Origin of the sequence: Pseudomonas azotoformans (genome assembly GCF_900103345.1) — a bacterium.
Lineage (GTDB): Bacteria > Pseudomonadota > Gammaproteobacteria > Pseudomonadales > Pseudomonadaceae > Aquipseudomonas > Aquipseudomonas azotoformans.
Genome location: NZ_LT629702.1, coordinates 2625698 through 2644271, shown reverse-complemented (window position 1 = coordinate 2644271; position 18574 = coordinate 2625698). Strand labels below are relative to the sequence as shown.

Sequence of the window (18574 nt, the reverse complement as noted above, 5' to 3'; positions counted from 1 at the left end):
TGGATGCGTAATATGCCCATCGATAATGGAAACTCTGTCCGCAGACGCTCCACCAACCTGGCCCAAGGCGTGGTCGACGCGTTGACCCAGCGCATCCTGCTCGGCCAACTCAAACCCGGTGAAAAACTGCCCTCGGAATCCACCATCGTGCGCGAGCATGGCGTGAGCCGAACGGTGGTGCGCGAAGCCATCTCCAAGTTGCAGGCGTCCGGCCTGGTCGAGACCCGCCACGGCATCGGCACCTTTGTGTTGGAGCAGCAGGCCCAGCAGGGGTTGCGCCTGCACGTGGACACGGTGGCCAGCGTGCGCAACATGCTGGAGTTGCGCCTGGGCCTTGAAGTACAGGCCGTCGCGCTGGCGGCGGTGCGCAGGACCGACACCCAACTGGCCCACATGCGCCAGGCGCTGGACGACTACCAGGCCTCCCTGGCCAATAACGACAGCTGCGTGGAGGAAGACAAACGTTTTCACCAACTGATCGCTGAGGCCACTGGCAATACTTTTTTCACCGAAATCATGCTGCACCTGGGCAATGCGATGATCCCGCGCACCCAAGTCAAGAGTGATGAGCGCGGCGGTGCCGACTTCGCCAGGCTGGGGCAGTTGGCGAACCTGGAGCACGAGGCAATCTTCAACGCGGTCAAGCGCCAGGACCCGGATGCCGCCCGCGCCGCCATGGTGCTGCACCTGACCAACAGCCGCGATCGGTTTTCCGGGGAGCAGGGCCGTTGAACGAACACACCTTATCCCAGCGCCTGGAGCGCGTGGCCGCCAACATACCGGCTGGCGCGCGGCTGGCCGACATCGGTTCCGATCACGCTTACCTGCCGGTGGCGTTGATGCGCCGAGGTGCGATCACGGCGGCGCTGGCGGGGGAGGTGGCGACCACGCCCTTTCATGCGGCGCAACGTACCGTGCGCGACAACGGCCTGGAACAGCAGGTCTGCGTGCGCCTGGCCGATGGTCTGGCGGCCATCGAACCCCATGACGGCATCACCGCCATCAGCCTTTGCGGCATGGGCGGCGAGACGATCCGCGACATTCTTGAACACGGCAAACTGCACCTGAGCGGCCAGGAACGCCTGATCCTGCAACCCAACGGTGGCGAACAACCGTTGCGCCAATGGTTGATGCACAACGGCTACTCCATCCTCCATGAAGAGCTGCTGCGCGAGAACCGTTTCTACTACGAAATCATCGTCGCCGAGCGCACCGGGCCGGTGGCCTACACCGCCGAACAGCTGTACTTCGGCCCCCTGCAAATGCAGGCGCGCAGCCCGGCGTTCCTGGCCAAGTGGCAGCGCCTGTTGCAGCAAAAGCACAAGACCCTGGCCAGCTTCGAGCAGGCGCGGCAGGCAGTGCCGCCAGACAAGTGGCAGGCGATTTCCCAGCAGGCCAGGTGGATAACCGCGCTACTGGCTTGATAGACCTTCATTCAAACCTGATGACCAAGGAAAACCACCATGGCAGACGCCATCGACCCCACCTTCTACGACCGCGCCGACGCGCATATCGAGCTGTCGAACCAGCAGCTCCAGACCCACGAAAACCTCGGCCAGGTCAGCGCCTCGATGCTGTTTGGCACCACGCGCTTCAACGCCTGGGCCAGTGCGCGCAACTTCAAGTCGGGTGCGCAAATGGCCGAAGCGCGGGAGGCCATGTTGAAGTACTTCTGCGATCAGTACCGGATGATGCTTGAGGATAATCTGGATGATCACATCAATAATTTCGACCGGTACATGGCCGGACAGGCGCAAGGGTAAGCGAGGCTGTCGGGGGTTGAAAATGTAGGAGGGGGCTTGCCCCCGATTGCGGTGGGTCAGCGAGGAATGTGCTCAATGACGCACTGCCATCGGGGGCAAGCCCCCTCCCACCTTGAATTTGTGGCGTGGTTACATATCTGCGCGCAGTGATGGGTGCTTTCGCCCCATTTCAGGGCACTTTGCGTGCACCGTCAGTGTGCCACCCCGCCTGTATCCGCCTTCTTCACCAACGGCCCACATCTTGCTAGTGCCTTCCCAATCAATGACATGGCATTTTGCCGTTAGTCATTTCAAGGCTTCACCCAGCGGTGCACCGACTGGGTCGTTTTTGGGGAGTGTTTGCAGATGCACAGCCTTTTATCACCGGGTATCCGCCTGCTGGGGCGTTTCGGCTTTGCGCGCAAGTTCCAGATTCTCTTCTTCCTGTTCATGCTGCCCCTGGCAGGCAGCCTGTGGATGATCGGCGCGGACTATCGCGACAAGCTGACCGTGATTTCCAGCGAGCAATCCGGCGTTCGCCAACTGCTGGCCCTGGATGGGCTGGACGGCCAGTTGACGAGCCAGCGCAACTTGGCTGCACGCTGGAAAGCCGCCGACATCCTGCACGCCCCGACCCCGGCGGCAAAGGCGGCGATGGACAAGGTCGACGCGAATTTCCCGCTGATCCTGCAAAGCCTGCAAGCCCTGGGAGATTCACTCAAGACCCAGCATGCCGGTACCGACGTGCTGGCCCGCTTCGACGCGTTGCAGGCCACGGTCAAGGGCATGGACTCGCAATCGCTGCGCACCGTGGGCTGGTGGCCGGACGGTTACGACCGTTTCACCTCGGCCCTGACCGCCATGCAGACCCTACGCGAACAGATCACCCTGGACGCCGGCCTGATCCTCGACCCGTGGCTGGAAACCTACCTGTTGATGCAGATGTCCACCCAGCACACACCGGACCTGATCGAGCGCATCGGGCGCATGGCCAGTGTCGGTCAGTCATCCATCGCCTCGGGGCAATTCACCTTGCAAAGCCGTTTGCAGATGCGTGACCTGCGCGGCCGTATCGGCGATGCGCGCGACCAATTGGTCAAGGCGGCGGCCTCGCTCAAGGCCAAGCAATATGCCGGCCTGGAACCCTGGACCACTCAGTACGACACCAGCCTGCAACGCCTGGACAATGAGCTCAAAGTGCTCGACGACGGCGTGTTCGGCGGCTCCATCAAGCTCGACACCGCCGCCTTCGAAACCAGTGTCGACGGCATGCTCGACAGCCTGGGCGCGCTGCGTAACCAATCCCTCGATTCGCTGGATGCGCGCCTGGGGCACTACCGTGATCGCTCGTTGCAGAAGTTCGTCCCCGTCGCGGCGACATTCAGCCTGCTGGCCCTGGCCGCGTTGTACCTGTTCATGTGCCTGCAAGCTTCCATCCGCCGCAGTGCCAGCGGCATCACCACCCTGGCCGAGTCCCTGCGCGACGGCAACCTGTGCGTGGAGGTGGCGGTGGAAGGGCGCGATGAACTGGCGGCCATCAGCACCGCGCTCAATGTGGCGGTGGTGCAATTGCGTACCAGCCTGCTGGGGGTCAACCACGAGACGCAGCAACTCGGTTCGGCGGTGCTCACCCTCAATTCGCAATCGGGCAGCACCCTCACCGAAGTCGAAGACCAGCAACACCAAATCAGCCAGATTGCCGCCGCCGCGACCCAACTGGCCGCCACTTCCCTGGGCGTCGCCAAAAGCTGCGAACAGGCCTCGGGCAGCGCCCAGCAGACCCGGCGCATTGCTGAAGACAGCAGCCGTGACAGCCAGCGCACCACGGCCAGCATCCAGCAGCTCAACCAACGCCTGACTGACACCGCCGATGCGCTGGAGCAAGTCAGCCAGCAGGGCCAGCAGATTCAATCGGTGGTCGACACTATTCGCGGCATCGCCGAACAGACCAACCTGCTGGCCCTCAATGCCGCCATCGAAGCTGCGCGCGCCGGCGAGCAGGGCCGTGGTTTTGCGGTGGTGGCCGATGAAGTGCGCAGCCTGTCGCAACGCACCCAGGCCTCCACCGCACAGATTGCCGGCACCGTCGACAGCCTGCGCGCCACGGTCAGCCAGGCGGTCACCCTGATGGGTGCTGCGTGTGAACAAGCGCTGACGGATGCGGAGTCTGTCACCGGGCTGGGCACCCGTTTGGGCGAGATCGCCGGTGCAGTGCAGCACGTGACCGACACCCTCGCGCAGATCGCCACCGCCGTTGAGGAACAAGCGGCGACGGCGGATGAAGTGAGTGGCAATATCCAGCAAGTGGACCAGGCTGCCGGGCGCTTGCTCGACGGTGCGCGGGCAGTCAACCGCGCAGCCGATACCCTGAGCAAAGGCAGCCAGGCACTGAGTGACAACACTGCGCGGTTCCGCCTGGGCTGAGCTGTCTTCCAAACAAACCAGACCCAATGTGGGAGGGGGCTTGCCCCCGATTGCGGTGTACCAGTCAACAGATTCAGCGACTGACACACCGCATTCGGGGGCCAGCCCCCTCCCACATTTTGTCCTGCGCTGTTTTCAGTATCGGGTCAGGTCCTCCTCCTGCTGCCGTGGCCTCAGGCGATCTTCACATTCATCGTGATCTTCGCCGTAAACACCTTCACCCCACCCTCATCGAAAATGTCCACCGGCACGATCTTGTCGCCAGCCGTTGCCCAGTCAATGCCACTGCCATCCGCCACCGCACGGATGTTCGACTTGGCCTTCGCCAGGTACTCCACGGTCATGCCCTTGGGAATCCATTTGGCGCCTTGGGGGATCGACACATCGGTCATCGTGCCACCGGCCAGTTCCGCTGCGTTGCACAACGCAATGGCATGCACCGAGGCCAGGTGGTTGGTGATTTCCTTGCGAAACGGCACGTTGACCACCGCGTGGCCTGGGCGCAGTTCGGCGATTTCAGGGTTGATGGTGCTGAAGTAGGGCGCCACCTGGCAGGCCATCTGGCTGAAGGCTGCTGGGCCTACGCTGTTGAACATGCTGAGAAACTGACTCATGGATTTCCTCCGGTTAGATTTACAGAATAATATTCTGTAGCGGAACAATATTCTGTAAATCTCAGGAGTGTCAAGCCATGCCTTCTCTCGCGGCTGCCGTACCTTTAGACTCCGCACATTTGGCGAGCGACTACATGCACGCACCTGACCTGATCGAGCGCACCTTCCCGGGCCGGCGCAGCGACCTCAAGCGCAGCATCCTGCGCGAGGCGCTGGCCTGCTTTAACGAAGTGGGTATTGAAGCCACGAACATCGAAACCATCCGCGCGCGGTGCGACACCAGCGTGGGTGCCATCTACCACCATTTCGGCAGCAAGGAAGGCATCGTTGCCGCGCTGTTTTTTGCCGCTTTGGAGGACCAGGCTGCCCTGCGTGAGCACTACCTGACGCAGGCGCAAACCGCCCAGGCAGGCGTGGAGGCACTGGTGCGCAGCTATGTGGAGTGGGTGGACGCACAACCCGACTGGGCGCGCTTTGTGTTCCAGAGCCGTTTCGCCGTGGCCAACGGCCCGTTCAAGGATGAATTGCTCACCCGCAACAAACAGCGCAATCGGCAATTGACCGAGTGGATGAGCGAGGAGGGCCGCGCTCAAGCGTTCAGCCACATTCCCGCCGAGCTTTTGCTCTCGCTGATCATTGGCGCGGCAGAAAACTACGCCCGGGCGTGGTTGTCCGGGCGGTTCAAGAACAGCCCGAATGACTACGCGCAGTTACTGGCCCAGGCGGCGTGGGCGTCGATCAGCCAAACGCCTCCACAATAAACGCCTCGAGTGTCTTCTCTTCCAGGATTTCCATGGAAAAGTGCCCGAAGCGCTTGGGTAGCCAGATAATGCGCCCGCCGGAAGGCGACTGCAGGTTCTCGCGGGCCAGGGGCACGCCGTTTTCATTCTCAGGCTGCACACCGGCGGCGATCAGCTCGTCATAGGCGACCTCGATGTCCGGCGTGGTGTAGCAATGACGGTAAATCATGCCTTCGCCGTGGGCGTCCAGCAGCTCGCGCAGATTCCCGGCAATCGGCTGCACCAGCATGAACCGCTCTTGCCCCATCAGCACCACGGCATAGCGCACATGCAAACCGCCGCGTTCCCACACAAAGGTCTTGGAGATGCGTGCCTTGAGGATGTTTGCGTAATAGGCGCAGGCCTCCTCGAGGTTTTCGACCAGTATGTCGACGTGACTGAACTTCAGGTCCATGGCGGAGCTCCTGTGGAATCGATCCCCATGGTAACCACGAGTGTTTGTCGCGTTGAAATTTAATTGTCGGCACTCCCGGCCGCTGGCGTAGTCTGTTTCCAAGACATCCCTCTCGCCCTGCGGAGCACGCCATGATCATCGTCCACCACCTCAACAACTCACGTTCGCAACGCATCCTGTGGCTGCTCGAAGAACTCGGCCTGCCTTACGAGATCAAGCGCTACCAGCGCGACCCGAAAACCAACCTGGCGCCGCCGGAACTCAAGGCCATCCACCCGCTGGGCAAATCCCCGGTGATCGAAGACGGCGGCCAGGTGCTGATCGAGTCCGCCGCGATCATCGACTACCTGATCCGCCATCACGGCCAGGGCCGCCTGCAACCGGACCCGGCCAGCGCCGCCTATGACACCTACGTGCAGTGGCTGCACTTCGCCGAAGGCTCGGCCATGTTGCCGCTGATGCTCAACCTCTACGTCGGCCGCCTGGGTGAAGCTGGTGCGCCGTTGCATCCACGTATCGAATCGGAAGTGGCCAACTATTTGGGTTACCTGAACGACGTGCTGGCCGATAAAGCGTACCTGCTGGGCGACGAGCTGAGCGGTGCGGATATCCAGATGAGCTTTATCGGCGAAATCGCCAAGGCCCAGGGCAAGTTGCAGGCTTACCCGCACCTGGCGGCGTGGGTAGAAAAACTCCAGGCCCGACCTGCCTATCGCAAGGCGGTGGAGCAGGGTGGGGAGTATGCGTTTGCCAAGTGACTAACGCTGTTGCAACGCCACCTTCAGCCCCAGCCCCATAAACAGCGTGCCGATGATTTTTCCTTCCCAGCGCCGCAGTTTGGACAGCCCCTTGATGCCTCGGCTCAAGGGGCGGATGGCGAGGGCGAGCAGGCTGGTGTACACCGCACTGAGCACCGAGAAAATCAAACCCAGCACCGCGAACTGCACCAGCGATGAGCCGGCTTCCGGGTGCACGAATTGCGGCAGGAAGGCCAGGAAGAAAATCGCGGTTTTCGGGTTGAGCAACTCGGCACCGACTGCCTGGAAAAACGCCTGGCGCGGCGTGACCGCCGGCAACGTCAGCCCCTTCTGTGTGCCGGTCTTGGCCATGAACGCACGGATGCCCAGGTAGATCAGGTAAGCCGCGCCCGCCCATTTCACCGCGTTGAACGCGGTGGCCGAGGTCATCAGGATCGCCGATAACCCCAGCGCCGCGCCCAGGGTATGCAGCAGGTCGCCGCACGCCACCCCCAGGCCGGTGGCGACCCCGACCTTGCGGCCGCCCTGCACGGTACGGGTGATCACCAGCAACACGGACGGGCCGGGGATCAGGAACAGGCCGATCACGACGGCGACATAGGTAATGAGGGCGGCGAGTTCAAACATGATGGGCACTCTCGGAACGGGGCTCGACCGCCAGTTATCCCCAACTGAACGTCGTTTACAACTGTTAACGGATTCAACGGCGCAATCGCTATAGGCTTTGCTTGGTCCTTCAGGAGTCCTCGACCATGAACCTGCGAGCTGTCGTCGCCACGTTGTTTGCCTTTGCCCTTTTGCTGCCGTCACCGGCAGAAGCCTCGGCGCCTATCACCCGTGTCGCCATCTACCGTGGCCCGGCAGGCTGCGATGACTGTTCGGAAAACGTGGCAAAGGCCCTGCAGCGCATCAATCCCAACTACCGCATCGACTTCGTGGGCGCCGACGAGCCCATCGACATCACGCCGCAAACCCTGGCGCGCTACGACCTCTACGTGCAACCCGGCGGCGGCCAGGACATCCCCGGCGCCCTGCGCAGCCTGGGCGATGCGCGCAGCGAGGCGATCCGCGATTACGTGGCCAACGGCGGGCGCTACCTGGGCTTGTGCATGGGCGCCTACCTGGCGGATGACAGCAACCTCGGCCTGATCCCCGTGGACCTCGACGGAGAAGCCGGCCGCCCCGGTTTCGAAGTGCCCGACAGCGCCGACGCCGCGGTGCAGGTCACTTGGGAGGGCAAGCCTGACCAGGTGTTCTTCCAGGACGGCCCGTATTTTCCCAAAGTCGCGCCCTACACGGCCATCGCGACCTACCGCAACGGTGACGTCGCGGCGGCGCGGTATACCTTCGAGAAAGGCGTGGTGATACTGAGCGGCCCCCATCCTGAAGCCAGTGCGCAGTGGTTCGAGAATGCCGAAATCCCGTTGAGCCAAATGCCCCAGGGCGACCTGTTCGGCTCGCTCATACGCCACTTCTAACTGGCCCGCTCGCCACAGCAAGCCCGCTCACTTCGGGGTAGGGGGATCAGGCGGTGGTGACGCGAAACGGCCGAAACGCCTTCCAGAGTTCCTGGGCAAAAATCTGCGGCTGTTCAAACGCGGCAAAATGCCCGCCCTTGTCCACGGCATTCCAATAGAACAGGTTGGCCCACGCCGCTTCGGCCCAGGCCCGTGGTGGCTTGAAGGTTTCGGCGGGGAAAATGCTCGCGCCCATCGGCACCTGGATGCGCTCGACACCACCACGGGCCGACGAGAAAAAGTCTGCACCGCGAATGGTCGCACCCACGCCTTCCCAATACAGGCGGGCACTTGAGGTGCCGGTGCCGGTAAACCAGTAGAGCGAGATGTCATCGAGCATCTGGTCGCGGGTCAGGGCGTCTTCGGGGCGACCGTTGTTGTCGGTCCACTCCCAGAACTTTTCATACAGCCAGGTGGCCAGGGCCACCGGCGAATCGTTCAGCCCGTAGCCGATGGTTTGCGGGCGGGTGTTCATCTGGTTGGCGTAGCCGGCCTTGTCGCTGACGTAACGCTCGATATCCTCAAGGGCCTGGCGTTCTTCGTCGGTGGGGTGGGCGGGCAATTGCGCCGGCACCACCATCGGCAGGTTCACGTGCGCGGCCATCAAGCCCTCGGGTGCCTGGCCGGCCAGCGCGGTAGTGATCGCCGCACCCCAGTCGCCACCCTGGGCCACCCAGTTCTTGTAGCCCAGCCGCTGCGTCATCAGCACCGCCCAGGCCTTGGCAATACGCGCCGGGTTCCAGCCCTGCTCGGTGGGTTTGTCGGAAAAGCCGTAACCCGGAATCGCCGGCACCACCACATGAAACGCGTCTTCGGCCTGGCCACCGAACGCCACCGGATCGGTAAGGCGCTCGATCACGTTGAGGAACTCCAGCACCGAGCCGGGCCAACCGTGGGTCAACAGGATCGGCGTGGCATTCGGGTGGGGCGAGCGGGCGTGGATAAAGTAAATGCCGACGCCATCGATGCGCGTGCGGAACTGCGGGAAGCCGTTCAACCGCGCCTCGAACGTGCGCCAGTCATAGCCGTTGAGCCAGTAGTCCACCAGTGACTTCGCCGCATCCAGCGGCACGCCCTGGGACCAGTCATCCACCAACTCCTGGTCGGGCCAGCGGGCCAGGCGCAGACGCAGGTGCAAATCCTCGATGGCAGCCTGGGGCACGTGCACTTCAAACGGCGTGACCGCATGCGTGGCGGGCGGCAAGACCAAGGGGCGATGGGCGGAAAAATCGAGTGTGGCAGGCATTTCTGTCTCCAGGGATTATTTGATTGTAACGGTCGCTACAAAATAGCCCGAGCAGAAATACTTCGTCAATGATATTGTATCGGTCGATACAGTATCGGCAGGTGACCCATGGCGAGAAAAATTGCGTTTGATTACGACCAGGCAGTTGAAAAGGCGAAGGTGCTGTTCTGGCAGCGCGGCTATGTAGCCACTGGCTTGCGCGACCTGTTGAAGGTCATGGACATCGGCGAAAGCTCCTTCTACAACTCGCTAAAGAGCAAGAAGCAGCTGTACCTGGCGTGCGTGCAGCGTTACGAAGATGACGTGGTGGCGCGACGCCTGGAGGCACTGGTTGCAGCGCCTACCGCGGCTGAGGGCATCCGCGCTTTTTTCAGCGTGATCCTGGACGACCTGCAAAGCGCACACATGCCATCGCCGCTGTGCATGGTGGCCGCGATGGTCACCGACGTGGTGCTGTCAGACCCGGAGTTGCGCGAGCGGGCCGAACAAGGCTTGGAAGCGGTGCGCGGCATCATGGCCGAGCGCTTGGGCGAGGACCAGGCCAGCGGTGTGCTCCCGGCCACGCTGGACCCGCAGGTGACCGCCTCGGTGATCCTCACCTACATGCAAGGCTTGTGGCGCATGGCGCTGGTGAAGTTCGAGCGACCTGGCTTCGAACGCCAGGTCGACACGTTTTTGCAGGGGCAGGGGCTTTAGTCAGCGCACCACGTCCAGCGTCTGGATTTCATTCACATAGTGGGTCTGGCTCGACGTCGACTCCAGCGTCAGGGCCACCCCCAGGTCCTCGATAAACGCGCGCGACGACGTGTAGCCGTCCTGCTCGCAGGCCAGCCGGATGGCATCCCCCGTCAACGACGCAAACACCTGGCGCGCCGGGAAGCGCTCGCCGACCTTGCAGGTCAAGGTGGTTTCGGTCGGTTTGTCAGTGGGCTTGACCGGCACATTGGCCATCTTGAGGTGCGCACTCAGGGTCTGGCCCGGTGCCCAACTGGTCGGTAGTTTCACCTCGGCCTCGCGGGTCTGCAGCACCTGGCCTTCGCCCACGCCGTTCATTTTCGATTTCAGCTGGATCAGGTCTGCCAGCATTAAACGGTCCACATTGAAGGCGTTGCCATAGGCCTCATTCTTCACCAGCAAACCGCCCTCGGCCTTGAACCGGATCGTGATCGGCGCGTCCTTGCCCGCGTCATTCTTCGACAGGTAGGTGTAGCTCAACGTCTTGAACCTGGGCTGCAACAACGGCGCGTCGAGGCCCTGGAGCACAGTGGGCGGCACCGGCACGTCGGCGAGATTGGTCTCGGCCACCGTGCGCGGGTAATCCACCGGCGCAATGTCCGGCCGCAGCAGTGCGACCAAGCCGGGAGTCACCCCGCCCTGCACCGAACAGCTCACACGCGAGTGCGTGCCCTCCGGCTCCACGATCAGCACCCGCTCCACATTGCGCAGCCCTGGCGCCTTGCCCGGCATCGGCTTGATCGCCTGCCAGCTGTTGCCCACCTTGAGCTCGCTGCGCGTGTATTGCCCTTCGCCTTTTTGCAGCGCAGCGGGTTGGTCCAGCAGTGCGGCAAAGCGCTGCGCGACCTCATCAATGTTGCCGTCCACCGTGAAACCCCAGAAGTAATACAGGCCCAGCGGGCCGAGATCGCTGACCTCATCGTTGTACGACAGCAACTTCAAGCCGGCGATGGCCGGCGCGCTCACCGGCACTGCGGTGGCCTTGGGGTCGGTGCGATCGCGCACGGCGATCCAGCTGAAGTCCTTCTCTTGCTTGAGCGGGGCGTAGGCCTGCCAGGCGTCACGGTGGGTGTTCAGGCTGCTGAAAAAACTCGCGTCGCAGCGAGTGAAGGCCTTGAGGGTGTCGACCAGTGCGGCGTCGTCGGCGTGGGCGAGGGAAGGCAACAGCAAGGCTGAGGCGAGGGCGACGGCGGACGCGGGTAACTTCATTGAGCGGGACTTCCGTATCGAGGCGGGAGGAGGGGGCATTATCCAGAGATTGGCGAGTGCGCTCTAGCGCTTATCCGTGATGACTGACTTAAAGCCTGAGCCGTCGCCGCCGATAAACCGGAGGAACCCGCCAATCATGGACCGATTAAATGGCATTCACCGTCAGCTCTGCCTACGTCCCACCCGCTAACACCCTCCTTACGCCTTCCGGCCAGAACCTCGCGCCCGCACCGCTGATGGACACCGCTCAGGCAGCCTTGGCTGACGCGGCCCCGGCGGCGGTCTACCACCCCAGTGAAGGCGCCCAGACTCTGGCGCAACCCCTGGAGGTCATCGACACCTGGGTCGGCCGGTCGGCATCACCGGAACTCCCGCGCCTCGAAAAACTGTTCCAGGGCGCGCAGAGTGTGCTGAAAGCGGCGGTCGAGACCTTCAAGGCCGCGCTGCCGGCGGACCTGGCCGGCAAAAAGTTCGGCTTCACCGTCGAGGCCGATGACCGCTTGAAGGTTATCGACACTGCAGGCCAGCTCAGCCAGTCGGATATTCAGCGGCTGACCCTGCTGCTCAATCAAACCTCTGACCTGAAGCCCGCCGCGATCAGGTTTCGCGACGCCACCATCGACCTGCTGGACGCCGACTCGCCCTGGTCGGGCAACCTGATGGGCTACTACAGCCTGACCAAGGAAAACTTTGCCGCCACCCTGGACCTGGCGGCGCTGTTCAATCGGCCCGGCTCATTGCCACCCAAAGAGCATGCCGCCGGAACATTAATCGGCCAGTTGGCCAACAAAGGGCAAGTGGCCACGCAAGAGACCGAAGCGGCGATGCTCGAGCGGCGTGCAGCGCAGCGGTTTAGCGTACAGGCCTGACCGCACTTGCCCCACGAGCCAGGCGCACACGCCAGTCGCCGCCGTGCTGCGACTGGCATGCCTGTTCAGAATCAACGTGCACGCAGCGGTCCAACTGCACGGCGGGCACGTCTGCCTGCTGCAACGCATCCCCCGTCAACTCGCGCATGCGCTGGTCGAAGCCGCTGGCCAGGGCGTGGTTCTGGCTGGCCCGCGTGTCGAATACCCAGGTGACCCGCAGGCTCTGTGGGAACGCGGCGTAGTCGACCGTGTGCGTCAGCCATTCAAACCCCGGGATTTCGGACTTGGCGGTTTCGCAGGCGTCAGTCAGGGTGGCGACCAGGCGGCGTTCGATGCGCGCATTGTCGCGTTTTGACAAGGCTTTCGCGTTCAACGAAATATCCATGGGGGGGTGAACCTTCCTGTTGATAGCGCTACGCGCCAGGGCTACGCCTGAGCTCTAAGCGCACTGATGATAAACCCATGCAGGCTGTTGACCGCCTTGGATCCGCGCGAAGCCCGGCTACGTAGAATCGACACCTCCATCGGTTCGATAGCGCCCAGGCCGTGTTCGCTGCTCAAGACCTGCAAGGACGACTGCACGGTGCACTCTGTAATCGCAGCAATCGCCAGCCCACCTTCCACGGCCGCGAGTTGGCCGGCCAGGCTGGAGCTGTTGTACACCACCTTGAACTGGCGGCCCTGTTGCGCCAGCGAATTTACCGCATACCGCCGTGCCAGGCTTTCGCTTTCGTAGACGGCGATAGGCACCGGGTCGCGGCGCCATAGTTCGAATTGCGCGGAGCCGACCCACACCATCGGCTCCTTGAACAGAAACGTCCCCGTGTGCGGCGAGTCCCTGGACACCAGCGCAAGATCAAGATCGCCGCTGCGCACACGCGGGATCAGGGCGGTCGACTGTTCACAGGTCAGCTCGATGTCCACCCCCGCATAACGCGGCGCAAAACGTTTGAGCACCGGCGTGAGGTACTTGGCTGCGTAGTCCTCGGCAACGCCCAGACGGATGCGCCCGGTCAATGCCTCGCCATGAAACGCCGCCTGGGTCTCGGCGTGCAGGGCGAGCATGCGACGGGCATAGCCCAGCAACGTCTGGCCGTCATCGGTGAGTTGCAGGTGCCGCGGGCCACGGTTGAGCAAGGGCCGGCCCAGGGCCGCCTCGAGTTTTTTCATCTGCATGCTGACGGCGGACTGCGAGCGGTTCACCTCATGGGCCGCCCCCGACAGCGAACCGGCATCCACCACGGCGACGAAGCACTTGAGCCAATCGATCTGCAAATCGCTGGAAGACATGGCGGTTACCTTTATTCGTTAATCGAATGGCTGCGACGTGAATTATGCGCTTTTCACGGTCGCTGTTCATTTGCAAGATAGCGGCCAGAACCTACCCCCTTGCGGAACTGCCCATGCCCTTCGAGACTTGGTTGCTGTACCTGATCACCTGCTGCGGGATATCCGTGGTGCCAGGCCCGAATGCGTTGCTGGCGCTGACCCATGGCGCGCTGCACGGCAGTCGCAGAACCCTGTTCACCATCAGCGGCGGCGTGCTCGGCTTTGCCCTGGTGCTTGCGCTGTGTGCGCTGGGCCTGGGCGCACTGATCCAGGCCTCGGCCAGCGCGTTCACGGCCTTGAAGATTGCCGGCGGGCTCTACCTGATCTGGCTGGGCTACGGACTGTGGCGCGCCGCCCCCGTCAGCCTGGAAACCCCGGCTACCACCAGCCTGCGCCGCTGGTCGCTGTTCCGCCAAGGGTTGGTCTCGGCCCTCTCAAACCCCAAGGCGCTGCTGCTGTTCACCGCGTTTATCCCACCCTTCCTGGACCCCCACAGAAACATCATCACGCAGACCGCGATCATCGCGCTGACCTACGCCGTGGTGGAGTTTGTGGTCGAATACCTGGTGGCCAGCGCCGCGCACCGGGTGCGGCCATGGTTGGCTCGCACGGGGCGGCGGTTCAATAAAGTCTGCGGTGGGTTCTTTGTGTTGTTCGGGGTGGCGTTGCCGTTGCATAGCTGAGGGCGAGACGTGGCTCAGAAGTTATCGCCCCAGTTGCATAACTTGCTCTCAGCCAACGGCACGCGGGAGCCCTCAATCTTGCCGACCAACATGCGCTTGAGCGTCACCCCGCACTTATAGCGACCCGCTGCATCCAGCTCATAGTCCATCCCCGCCTCAGGCACGAAAGTGAACATGTTGTAGCAACGATTGCCGATGTAATGAAACGCGATGGGCTGCCCGGCCGGCACCCGCAGCTCACTCATCACCGTGCCATCCGAATACCGCTCCACGGGCGCCATGCCCAGGCTTTCGCCGTTGCGGTCTGCATAGCCCTCTCGGTTGGCCACCATCACCCCCGCGCCGGGCAGGCGGAAGTTGATGCAGTTGGAGTTGGGCACGGCGCGCACCATGCCATCACTCATCACACGCAGGCGCACGGTTTCAGCGCTGGTGGGCGTGGCGTAGGGCGTGGAGAACGAGCGCACATCCGTCAATGCGCCGCAGCCGGTGAGGGCGGCGAGGAGGGTGAGGCAGATGAGTGGTTTGAGTGGGCGCGGGGAGGTGAGCATGGTGTCGATTCCATTCGTAAGGGGTTCGATAAGCGTGCCTGAGTGAGTGGCGCAAAAGGCGCCAGTGTAAACGTGGTAAACCAAATCCGTCGCCTTAATCCCCCGTGTGTAATCGTGGGGTGGTCCGAAGGCTCCTGCGCACTTATTCTCTTGCCTGCGCAAAGCGTCTACTGCCTTACCCCACGGCGCGGGTTATGGGCATGGCGCTATTTCAGTGGGGATTGAATTGCAAACGTGAGGGCACCGAGGGTGAATAAAGCGCAATTGACCGCGCAGGGCGAAAGGGCTTCACACGGGCTGTTTGCGTGGAGCCAATTTGTCGCGCACACCGAATGCCTATGGCAGAACACCACGCTGGTGACCGACGCTTCCGCCTGGCAGCGCCAATGGTTCGAGCTGGAAATTATCAATGGCCTGGCATTGGCCGAGTGGGAAGAGCAGGGCAGGCCGGAGGATTTTTCAGCCCGCTGGCGCGAGGGCTATCAGCAGGAAGCCTTTGGATTGGTGAATGAGTTGCTGGCGCTGATCCCTCCATCCCCGGATTGAGGCTGGGAGGTGGCTGGCAGAAATAGAGGTCAGACCACCATTGTTGAAAGCGTGGTCTGACCCCAATTCTCTCCCTGTCCGATCAGACCTCATGCCCTCCAGTTCAAGGGCATTTCGAACACTTTTGCAAGCCGAGCCAGCTTCCCGGCAGATCGGGCAGAGATAGCGAGAGGAGGCTCTTTGATCATGTAGAACAGATGATCGAGTGCGACACCTGCCTCGCCGTGCGCGATGTAGTCCAGGACGATCTCTGACCCATTCTCAAGACCCGACTGCGCCAGTGGATGATCGTGAGGCAAGGGGCCTAGCTGCGCATATGCTGCGGACATCAGTGTAGAAACCTCATCCAGCACTTCGAGGAGGTCTTCACGCAGATCGGGACTCAGCTGATTCATTTCGCCTCTATCCATGTCGTCATAGGCTCAGTTTTGTACCACCAGTTGCCGAAGAGTCGCAGCGCTGACTCCACGACGGACAGCTTTCGACCCAAAGAGGACGTTCGATTCGCTGAAAAAACGATCAGCATGATACGTTTATTGGACACGAACGGAGTGCTGCACCTCTAATAAGGAAATTACAATGCCCATCGATACCCGCGAAATCTGCATTCAGTCGCCACGCCTGAGTATTGAGCCCTTCTGCGCGCAGGACGCTGTTGAATCCTTCGCTTGTATAACGGCCTCGTTGACGCGCTACATGTCGTGGGAACCCCCTACTTCTCTTGATGAGTATGCAAAAGTCTGGCGGCAGTGGCTGCCTTCAATCGCAGATGGCAGCGACTTTGTGTTCGCGATTAGACAACTCGACGATGCTCGTTTTACTGGCCTCGTTGGGTTGCATGCTACCCACGGTGAAACACCGGAGCTGGGCATCTGGATTCGTGAGGATAAACACGGGTTGGGCTTTGGAGCGGAAGCGGTCCAAGCGGTTGTTCAGTGGGCCAGCCAGCGAGTCGTAGCAAAAAGTTTCATCTACCCCGTTGCGACGGACAACCATGCGAGTCGACGTATTGCCGAGGCTCTGGGTGGAATCATCCTCGAGACGCGCACATCAGCCAAGTACGACTCAGTTGTTTACCAAATACCACGGGTGTAATCATCTTTATCAAGCCCGTCGACGGATTGCTTCTGGTCGGTCAGCGGCGGCCTAACTTCGACCGTAGCTATGCATGATCAAACCTCAGTCTGTTCCGCCATCTCCAGCGAGGAAATAGGGGGGAGGACATAGGTCAGGGCAGAAATAGCAGAAATAGGGGTCAGGCCACCATTATTGAAAACGTGATCTGACCCCAATTCTCTGCGTGGAGCCAATTTGTCGCGCACACCGAATGCCTATGGCAGAACACCACGCTGGTGACCGACGCTGCCGCCTGGCAGCGCCAATGGTTCGAGCTGGAAATTATCAATGGCCTGGCGTTGGCCGAGTGGGAAGAGCAGGGCAGGCCGGAGGATTTCTCAGCCCGCTGGCGCGAGGGCTATCAGCAGGAAGCCTTTGGATTGGTGAATGAGTTGCTGGCGCTGATCCCTGATCCCTACATCCCCGGATAGAGACCGGGAGGTGGCTGGTAATCCGGGTCCTCGAAGCGACTGTTGTTGTAGTGGGTTTTGGCGGTGGGGCCGACAGGCGAGTAAGTCACCTGCGGATTAGGCGTGAGATGCCATCCCGCCCCCGCTTTATCGCGCTCGATCAGCGAGGGCCTGGCCGTGCAGGTGCCGCTGGAGCCCGACGTCAGGCTGAACTGATAGTAACGCCCAGCCTGCGGCGTAAACTGCACCGTGACAAAACAGGATTGAGTGCGCGGCCCCTCCCAGAACAGCCCCACATGGGTTTCGATGCCGGGCCGCACGCGGGTTTCATAGTAGTCGGACGTCAAATGCTGCCCGGCTTTGGGCATGCCCTGATCCTGCGTATGGATGAAGGGCAGCGGCCCGCTACGGATGACACCGCCCGAGCGCACACCGTTTTCGTATTGGTAGATATCGGCGTGCTGCGTGAAATTGACGATGCGTACCCAGGCGGGGTTCGGCTCGTTGTCGGGGGCGGTGAAGTAATGGGTCTGTGGGAAAAACTGGCAGCCGGCAAATAGTGGCAGGATCAACAGGCAGAGCGTGGGGCGAATCGACATGGCGCGAGTCCTTTGCAGCGTTGTGCTACAGACCGCAAGAAAACAGGTGCATTCCGTAGTCGACGCAAAGTGGGTCAGATCGCGGTTGTACCTGCGATCTCAATTTCAGCAACAACAAGTCCCACAGCAAGCGGGTTTGTCAGGGGGAATAGGGGGCAGTACACCATTATTGATAACGTGGTCTGACCCAAATTTTCCGTTTTCACGTGGGAATCCACGAAGGAAAAGATGAGGCTTTGGCCTTCGACGCTAGCATCATGTTTGTTGCCTTGAAGTTGGCCGGGGCTGGCCGGCCATGAGCTTCTTTTTACTTTTGACTCAGCGCTGCGATCGACAGCCCCGAGGCCACAAACGTAAAGCCCGCGCCCAGGTTAAGCCCGTTGACCACCTTCGGCTTGCGCTGTAACCACGCCGAAAGACCTGTCGCAAAAATTCCCATAAGGGCAAAGCCCAGGGCGGTCAATCCCGCGAACCAGGCGCCATATACCAGCATTTGCACCGTGACCGAGCCCAGCTTGGGGTTGACGAACTGGGGAATGAAGGCGAGCACGAAGAGGCCTGGCTTTGGGTTCAGGGCCGCCGACAGAAAACCAGTGAGGAAGATATTTCTCAGGGGCTGGCGTGCCGTTGGCTGGAAGTTGATCAGGTTGCGCGAACGCAAGACTTTGATGCCCAGCCACAGCAGATAGCTGGCCCCGATCACCTTGACGATCCAGAAGGCCAGCACCGAGGTCTGCATCAGGAGGGTTAATCCCAGGGAAGCGGTTGCCACGTGAAACAGGATGCCGGTGCCCGACGCCACGCCTGAAATGGCCGCCGCCAGTCTGCCCTGGCTGAGTCCCCTGGCGATTGCCAGCAGGTTATCCGGCCCGGGGGAAAGCACCAGTAACAGACAGGCGGCGGTATAGGTCAGCCAAATATCTAATGGGAACACAATTATTCTCCTTTTGTGTTTGGGCGCCCGCCAGACGCCTTCGCGATGAGCGCCATGCGGCGTGACGAGAGGATAGCAGGCTCATAAACCCAGCACGC

At 61.7% G+C, this 18574-nt stretch carries 24 protein-coding genes; 13 read left to right on the top strand and 11 right to left on the bottom strand.

All coding sequences use genetic code 11. The features are described 5' to 3' along the window. The first annotated feature begins 12 nt into the window (after positions 1-12). From BLR69_RS11690 to BLR69_RS11675, 4 genes are all read left to right on the top strand, one after another. Positions 13-732 (top strand): FadR/GntR family transcriptional regulator, encoded by a 720-nt coding sequence (locus BLR69_RS11690; protein WP_071492841.1) that lies wholly within the window; start codon positions 13-15, stop codon positions 730-732. After that, positions 729-1424 carry a tRNA (adenine(22)-N(1))-methyltransferase gene (locus BLR69_RS11685; RefSeq protein ID WP_071492842.1) on the top strand — a complete coding sequence of 232 codons (696 nt, stop codon included), beginning with the start codon at positions 729-731 and terminating at the stop codon, positions 1422-1424. Before BLR69_RS11690 ends, BLR69_RS11685 begins: the two co-directional genes overlap by 4 nt. A gap of 39 nt (positions 1425-1463) precedes the next feature. Next, a complete protein-coding gene (locus BLR69_RS11680) occupies positions 1464-1763 on the top strand; it encodes a DUF3144 domain-containing protein (protein ID WP_071492843.1) in 300 nt (99 codons plus the stop codon). A gap of 345 nt (positions 1764-2108) precedes the next feature. Next, the gene (locus BLR69_RS11675; RefSeq protein ID WP_071492844.1) at positions 2109-4166 is read left to right on the top strand and encodes a methyl-accepting chemotaxis protein; all 2058 of its coding nucleotides are present in this window, start codon (positions 2109-2111) and stop codon (positions 4164-4166) included. A 173-nt stretch (positions 4167-4339) separates the two neighbouring features. Here the strand turns inward: BLR69_RS11675 and BLR69_RS11670 are convergent, their stop codons facing one another. Further along, the gene (locus BLR69_RS11670; RefSeq protein WP_071492845.1) at positions 4340-4780 is read right to left on the bottom strand and encodes a hotdog fold domain-containing protein; all 441 of its coding nucleotides are present in this window, start codon (positions 4778-4780) and stop codon (positions 4340-4342) included. A 134-nt stretch (positions 4781-4914) separates the two neighbouring features. Between BLR69_RS11670 and BLR69_RS11665 the strand changes: the two genes are divergently transcribed. Then, positions 4915-5541 carry a TetR/AcrR family transcriptional regulator gene (locus tag BLR69_RS11665; protein ID WP_071492846.1) on the top strand — a complete coding sequence of 209 codons (627 nt, stop codon included), beginning with the start codon at positions 4915-4917 and terminating at the stop codon, positions 5539-5541. Here the strand turns inward: BLR69_RS11665 and BLR69_RS11660 are convergent. Then, positions 5519-5974: a VOC family protein gene (locus tag BLR69_RS11660; RefSeq protein ID WP_058425639.1), complete on the bottom strand. Its 456-nt coding sequence runs from the start codon at positions 5972-5974 to the stop codon at positions 5519-5521. The genes BLR69_RS11665 and BLR69_RS11660 overlap by 23 nt on opposite strands. A 131-nt stretch (positions 5975-6105) precedes the next feature. On the opposite strand from BLR69_RS11660, the gene BLR69_RS11655 reads away from it, so the two are divergent. Continuing rightward, complete coding sequence (locus BLR69_RS11655) at positions 6106-6732, top strand: glutathione S-transferase family protein (protein ID WP_071492847.1); 627 nt, start codon at positions 6106-6108, stop codon at positions 6730-6732. On the opposite strand, the gene BLR69_RS11650 is transcribed toward BLR69_RS11655, so the two are convergent. Next, the gene (locus BLR69_RS11650) at positions 6733-7359 is read right to left on the bottom strand and encodes a LysE family translocator (RefSeq protein WP_071492848.1); all 627 of its coding nucleotides are present in this window, start codon (positions 7357-7359) and stop codon (positions 6733-6735) included. It abuts the gene before it with no gap. A 125-nt stretch (positions 7360-7484) separates the two neighbouring features. Between BLR69_RS11650 and BLR69_RS11645 the strand changes: the two genes are divergently transcribed. Next, positions 7485-8210, top strand: coding sequence for a BPL-N domain-containing protein (locus tag BLR69_RS11645; protein WP_071492849.1), 726 nt, complete (start codon positions 7485-7487; stop codon positions 8208-8210). Between the two features lie 46 nt (positions 8211-8256). Here BLR69_RS11645 and BLR69_RS11640 read toward each other — a convergent pair whose 3' ends face one another. Continuing rightward, a complete protein-coding gene (locus BLR69_RS11640; protein WP_071492850.1) occupies positions 8257-9495 on the bottom strand; it encodes an epoxide hydrolase family protein in 1239 nt (412 codons plus the stop codon). 108 nt (positions 9496-9603) lie between these two features. Here BLR69_RS11640 and BLR69_RS11635 point away from each other — a divergent pair, with 108 nt between their 5' ends. Beyond that, a complete protein-coding gene (locus BLR69_RS11635) occupies positions 9604-10191 on the top strand; it encodes a TetR/AcrR family transcriptional regulator (RefSeq protein ID WP_071492851.1) in 588 nt (195 codons plus the stop codon). Here BLR69_RS11635 and BLR69_RS11630 read toward each other — a convergent pair whose 3' ends face one another. Further along, positions 10192-11439, bottom strand: coding sequence for a hypothetical protein (locus tag BLR69_RS11630; RefSeq protein ID WP_071492852.1), 1248 nt, complete (start codon positions 11437-11439; stop codon positions 10192-10194). A gap of 149 nt (positions 11440-11588) precedes the next feature. Here BLR69_RS11630 and BLR69_RS11625 point away from each other — a divergent pair, with 149 nt between their 5' ends. Then, the gene (locus tag BLR69_RS11625; protein WP_071492853.1) at positions 11589-12308 is read left to right on the top strand and encodes a hypothetical protein; all 720 of its coding nucleotides are present in this window, start codon (positions 11589-11591) and stop codon (positions 12306-12308) included. Here BLR69_RS11625 and BLR69_RS11620 read toward each other — a convergent pair. Together BLR69_RS11620 and BLR69_RS11615 are read right to left on the bottom strand one after the other, a co-directional pair. Next, on the bottom strand, positions 12292-12693 hold the full coding sequence (locus tag BLR69_RS11620) for a hypothetical protein (RefSeq protein ID WP_071492854.1): 402 nt from the start codon (positions 12691-12693) through the stop codon (positions 12292-12294). The two genes, BLR69_RS11625 and BLR69_RS11620, sit on opposite strands and share 17 nt — an antisense overlap. Positions 12694-12734: 41 nt before the next feature. After that, a complete protein-coding gene (locus tag BLR69_RS11615; RefSeq protein ID WP_071492855.1) occupies positions 12735-13598 on the bottom strand; it encodes a LysR family transcriptional regulator in 864 nt (287 codons plus the stop codon). A gap of 113 nt (positions 13599-13711) precedes the next feature. Between BLR69_RS11615 and BLR69_RS11610 the strand changes: the two genes are divergently transcribed. Next, positions 13712-14320, top strand: a complete 609-nt coding sequence (locus BLR69_RS11610; protein ID WP_071492856.1) for a LysE family translocator — start codon at positions 13712-13714, stop codon at positions 14318-14320. 14 nt (positions 14321-14334) lie between these two features. Here the strand turns inward: BLR69_RS11610 and BLR69_RS11605 are convergent, their stop codons facing one another. Continuing rightward, positions 14335-14871 (bottom strand): hypothetical protein, encoded by a 537-nt coding sequence (locus BLR69_RS11605; RefSeq protein WP_071492857.1) that lies wholly within the window; start codon positions 14869-14871, stop codon positions 14335-14337. 249 nt (positions 14872-15120) lie between these two features. Here BLR69_RS11605 and BLR69_RS11600 point away from each other — a divergent pair, with 249 nt between their 5' ends. Further along, positions 15121-15417, top strand: a complete 297-nt coding sequence (locus BLR69_RS11600; protein WP_071492858.1) for a hypothetical protein — start codon at positions 15121-15123, stop codon at positions 15415-15417. A gap of 89 nt (positions 15418-15506) precedes the next feature. Here the strand turns inward: BLR69_RS11600 and BLR69_RS11595 are convergent, their stop codons facing one another. After that, on the bottom strand, positions 15507-15812 hold the full coding sequence (locus BLR69_RS11595) for a hypothetical protein (protein ID WP_071492859.1): 306 nt from the start codon (positions 15810-15812) through the stop codon (positions 15507-15509). A gap of 184 nt (positions 15813-15996) precedes the next feature. On the opposite strand from BLR69_RS11595, the gene BLR69_RS11590 reads away from it, so the two are divergent. Both BLR69_RS11590 and BLR69_RS11585 read left to right on the top strand, forming a co-directional pair. Further along, positions 15997-16512, top strand: a complete 516-nt coding sequence (locus BLR69_RS11590) for a GNAT family N-acetyltransferase (protein WP_071492860.1) — start codon at positions 15997-15999, stop codon at positions 16510-16512. 254 nt (positions 16513-16766) lie between these two features. Beyond that, entirely contained in the window at positions 16767-16964 is a 198-nt protein-coding gene (locus BLR69_RS11585; RefSeq protein ID WP_071492861.1) for a hypothetical protein, read from the top strand. On the opposite strand, the gene BLR69_RS11580 is transcribed toward BLR69_RS11585, so the two are convergent. Together BLR69_RS11580 and BLR69_RS11575 are read right to left on the bottom strand one after the other, a co-directional pair. Next, the gene (locus tag BLR69_RS11580; protein WP_071492862.1) at positions 16949-17542 is read right to left on the bottom strand and encodes a hypothetical protein; all 594 of its coding nucleotides are present in this window, start codon (positions 17540-17542) and stop codon (positions 16949-16951) included. The genes BLR69_RS11585 and BLR69_RS11580 overlap by 16 nt on opposite strands. A 307-nt stretch (positions 17543-17849) precedes the next feature. Beyond that, positions 17850-18476 carry a LysE family translocator gene (locus BLR69_RS11575; protein ID WP_071492863.1) on the bottom strand — a complete coding sequence of 209 codons (627 nt, stop codon included), beginning with the start codon at positions 18474-18476 and terminating at the stop codon, positions 17850-17852. Positions 18477-18574: the final 98 nt, after the last annotated feature.

Excerpts from the sequence above, each read along its gene's own strand:
- BLR69_RS11630 (WP_071492852.1), bottom strand. The coding sequence starts at position 11,439 with ATGAAGTTACCCGCGTCCGCCGTCGCCCTCGCCTCAGCCTTGCTGTTG.
- BLR69_RS11590 (WP_071492860.1), top strand. The coding sequence starts at position 15,997 with ATGCCCATCGATACCCGCGAAATCTGCATTCAGTCGCCACGCCTGAGT.
- BLR69_RS11605 (WP_071492857.1), bottom strand. The coding sequence starts at position 14,871 with ATGCTCACCTCCCCGCGCCCACTCAAACCACTCATCTGCCTCACCCTC.
- BLR69_RS11635 (WP_071492851.1), top strand. The coding sequence starts at position 9,604 with ATGGCGAGAAAAATTGCGTTTGATTACGACCAGGCAGTTGAAAAGGCG.
- BLR69_RS11645 (WP_071492849.1), top strand. The coding sequence starts at position 7,485 with ATGAACCTGCGAGCTGTCGTCGCCACGTTGTTTGCCTTTGCCCTTTTG.
- BLR69_RS11610 (WP_071492856.1), top strand. The coding sequence starts at position 13,712 with ATGCCCTTCGAGACTTGGTTGCTGTACCTGATCACCTGCTGCGGGATA.
- BLR69_RS11640 (WP_071492850.1), bottom strand. The coding sequence starts at position 9,495 with ATGCCTGCCACACTCGATTTTTCCGCCCATCGCCCCTTGGTCTTGCCG.
- BLR69_RS11660 (WP_058425639.1), bottom strand. The coding sequence starts at position 5,974 with ATGGACCTGAAGTTCAGTCACGTCGACATACTGGTCGAAAACCTCGAG.
- BLR69_RS11680 (WP_071492843.1), top strand. The coding sequence starts at position 1,464 with ATGGCAGACGCCATCGACCCCACCTTCTACGACCGCGCCGACGCGCAT.
- BLR69_RS11580 (WP_071492862.1), bottom strand. The coding sequence starts at position 17,542 with ATGTCGATTCGCCCCACGCTCTGCCTGTTGATCCTGCCACTATTTGCC.
- BLR69_RS11655 (WP_071492847.1), top strand. The coding sequence starts at position 6,106 with ATGATCATCGTCCACCACCTCAACAACTCACGTTCGCAACGCATCCTG.
- BLR69_RS11620 (WP_071492854.1), bottom strand. The coding sequence starts at position 12,693 with ATGGATATTTCGTTGAACGCGAAAGCCTTGTCAAAACGCGACAATGCG.
- BLR69_RS11690 (WP_071492841.1), top strand. The coding sequence starts at position 13 with ATGCCCATCGATAATGGAAACTCTGTCCGCAGACGCTCCACCAACCTG.
- BLR69_RS11595 (WP_071492859.1), bottom strand. The coding sequence starts at position 15,812 with ATGAATCAGCTGAGTCCCGATCTGCGTGAAGACCTCCTCGAAGTGCTG.
- BLR69_RS11615 (WP_071492855.1), bottom strand. The coding sequence starts at position 13,598 with ATGTCTTCCAGCGATTTGCAGATCGATTGGCTCAAGTGCTTCGTCGCC.
- BLR69_RS11665 (WP_071492846.1), top strand. The coding sequence starts at position 4,915 with ATGCACGCACCTGACCTGATCGAGCGCACCTTCCCGGGCCGGCGCAGC.
- BLR69_RS11625 (WP_071492853.1), top strand. The coding sequence starts at position 11,589 with ATGGCATTCACCGTCAGCTCTGCCTACGTCCCACCCGCTAACACCCTC.
- BLR69_RS11675 (WP_071492844.1), top strand. The coding sequence starts at position 2,109 with ATGCACAGCCTTTTATCACCGGGTATCCGCCTGCTGGGGCGTTTCGGC.
- BLR69_RS11650 (WP_071492848.1), bottom strand. The coding sequence starts at position 7,359 with ATGTTTGAACTCGCCGCCCTCATTACCTATGTCGCCGTCGTGATCGGC.
- BLR69_RS11670 (WP_071492845.1), bottom strand. The coding sequence starts at position 4,780 with ATGAGTCAGTTTCTCAGCATGTTCAACAGCGTAGGCCCAGCAGCCTTC.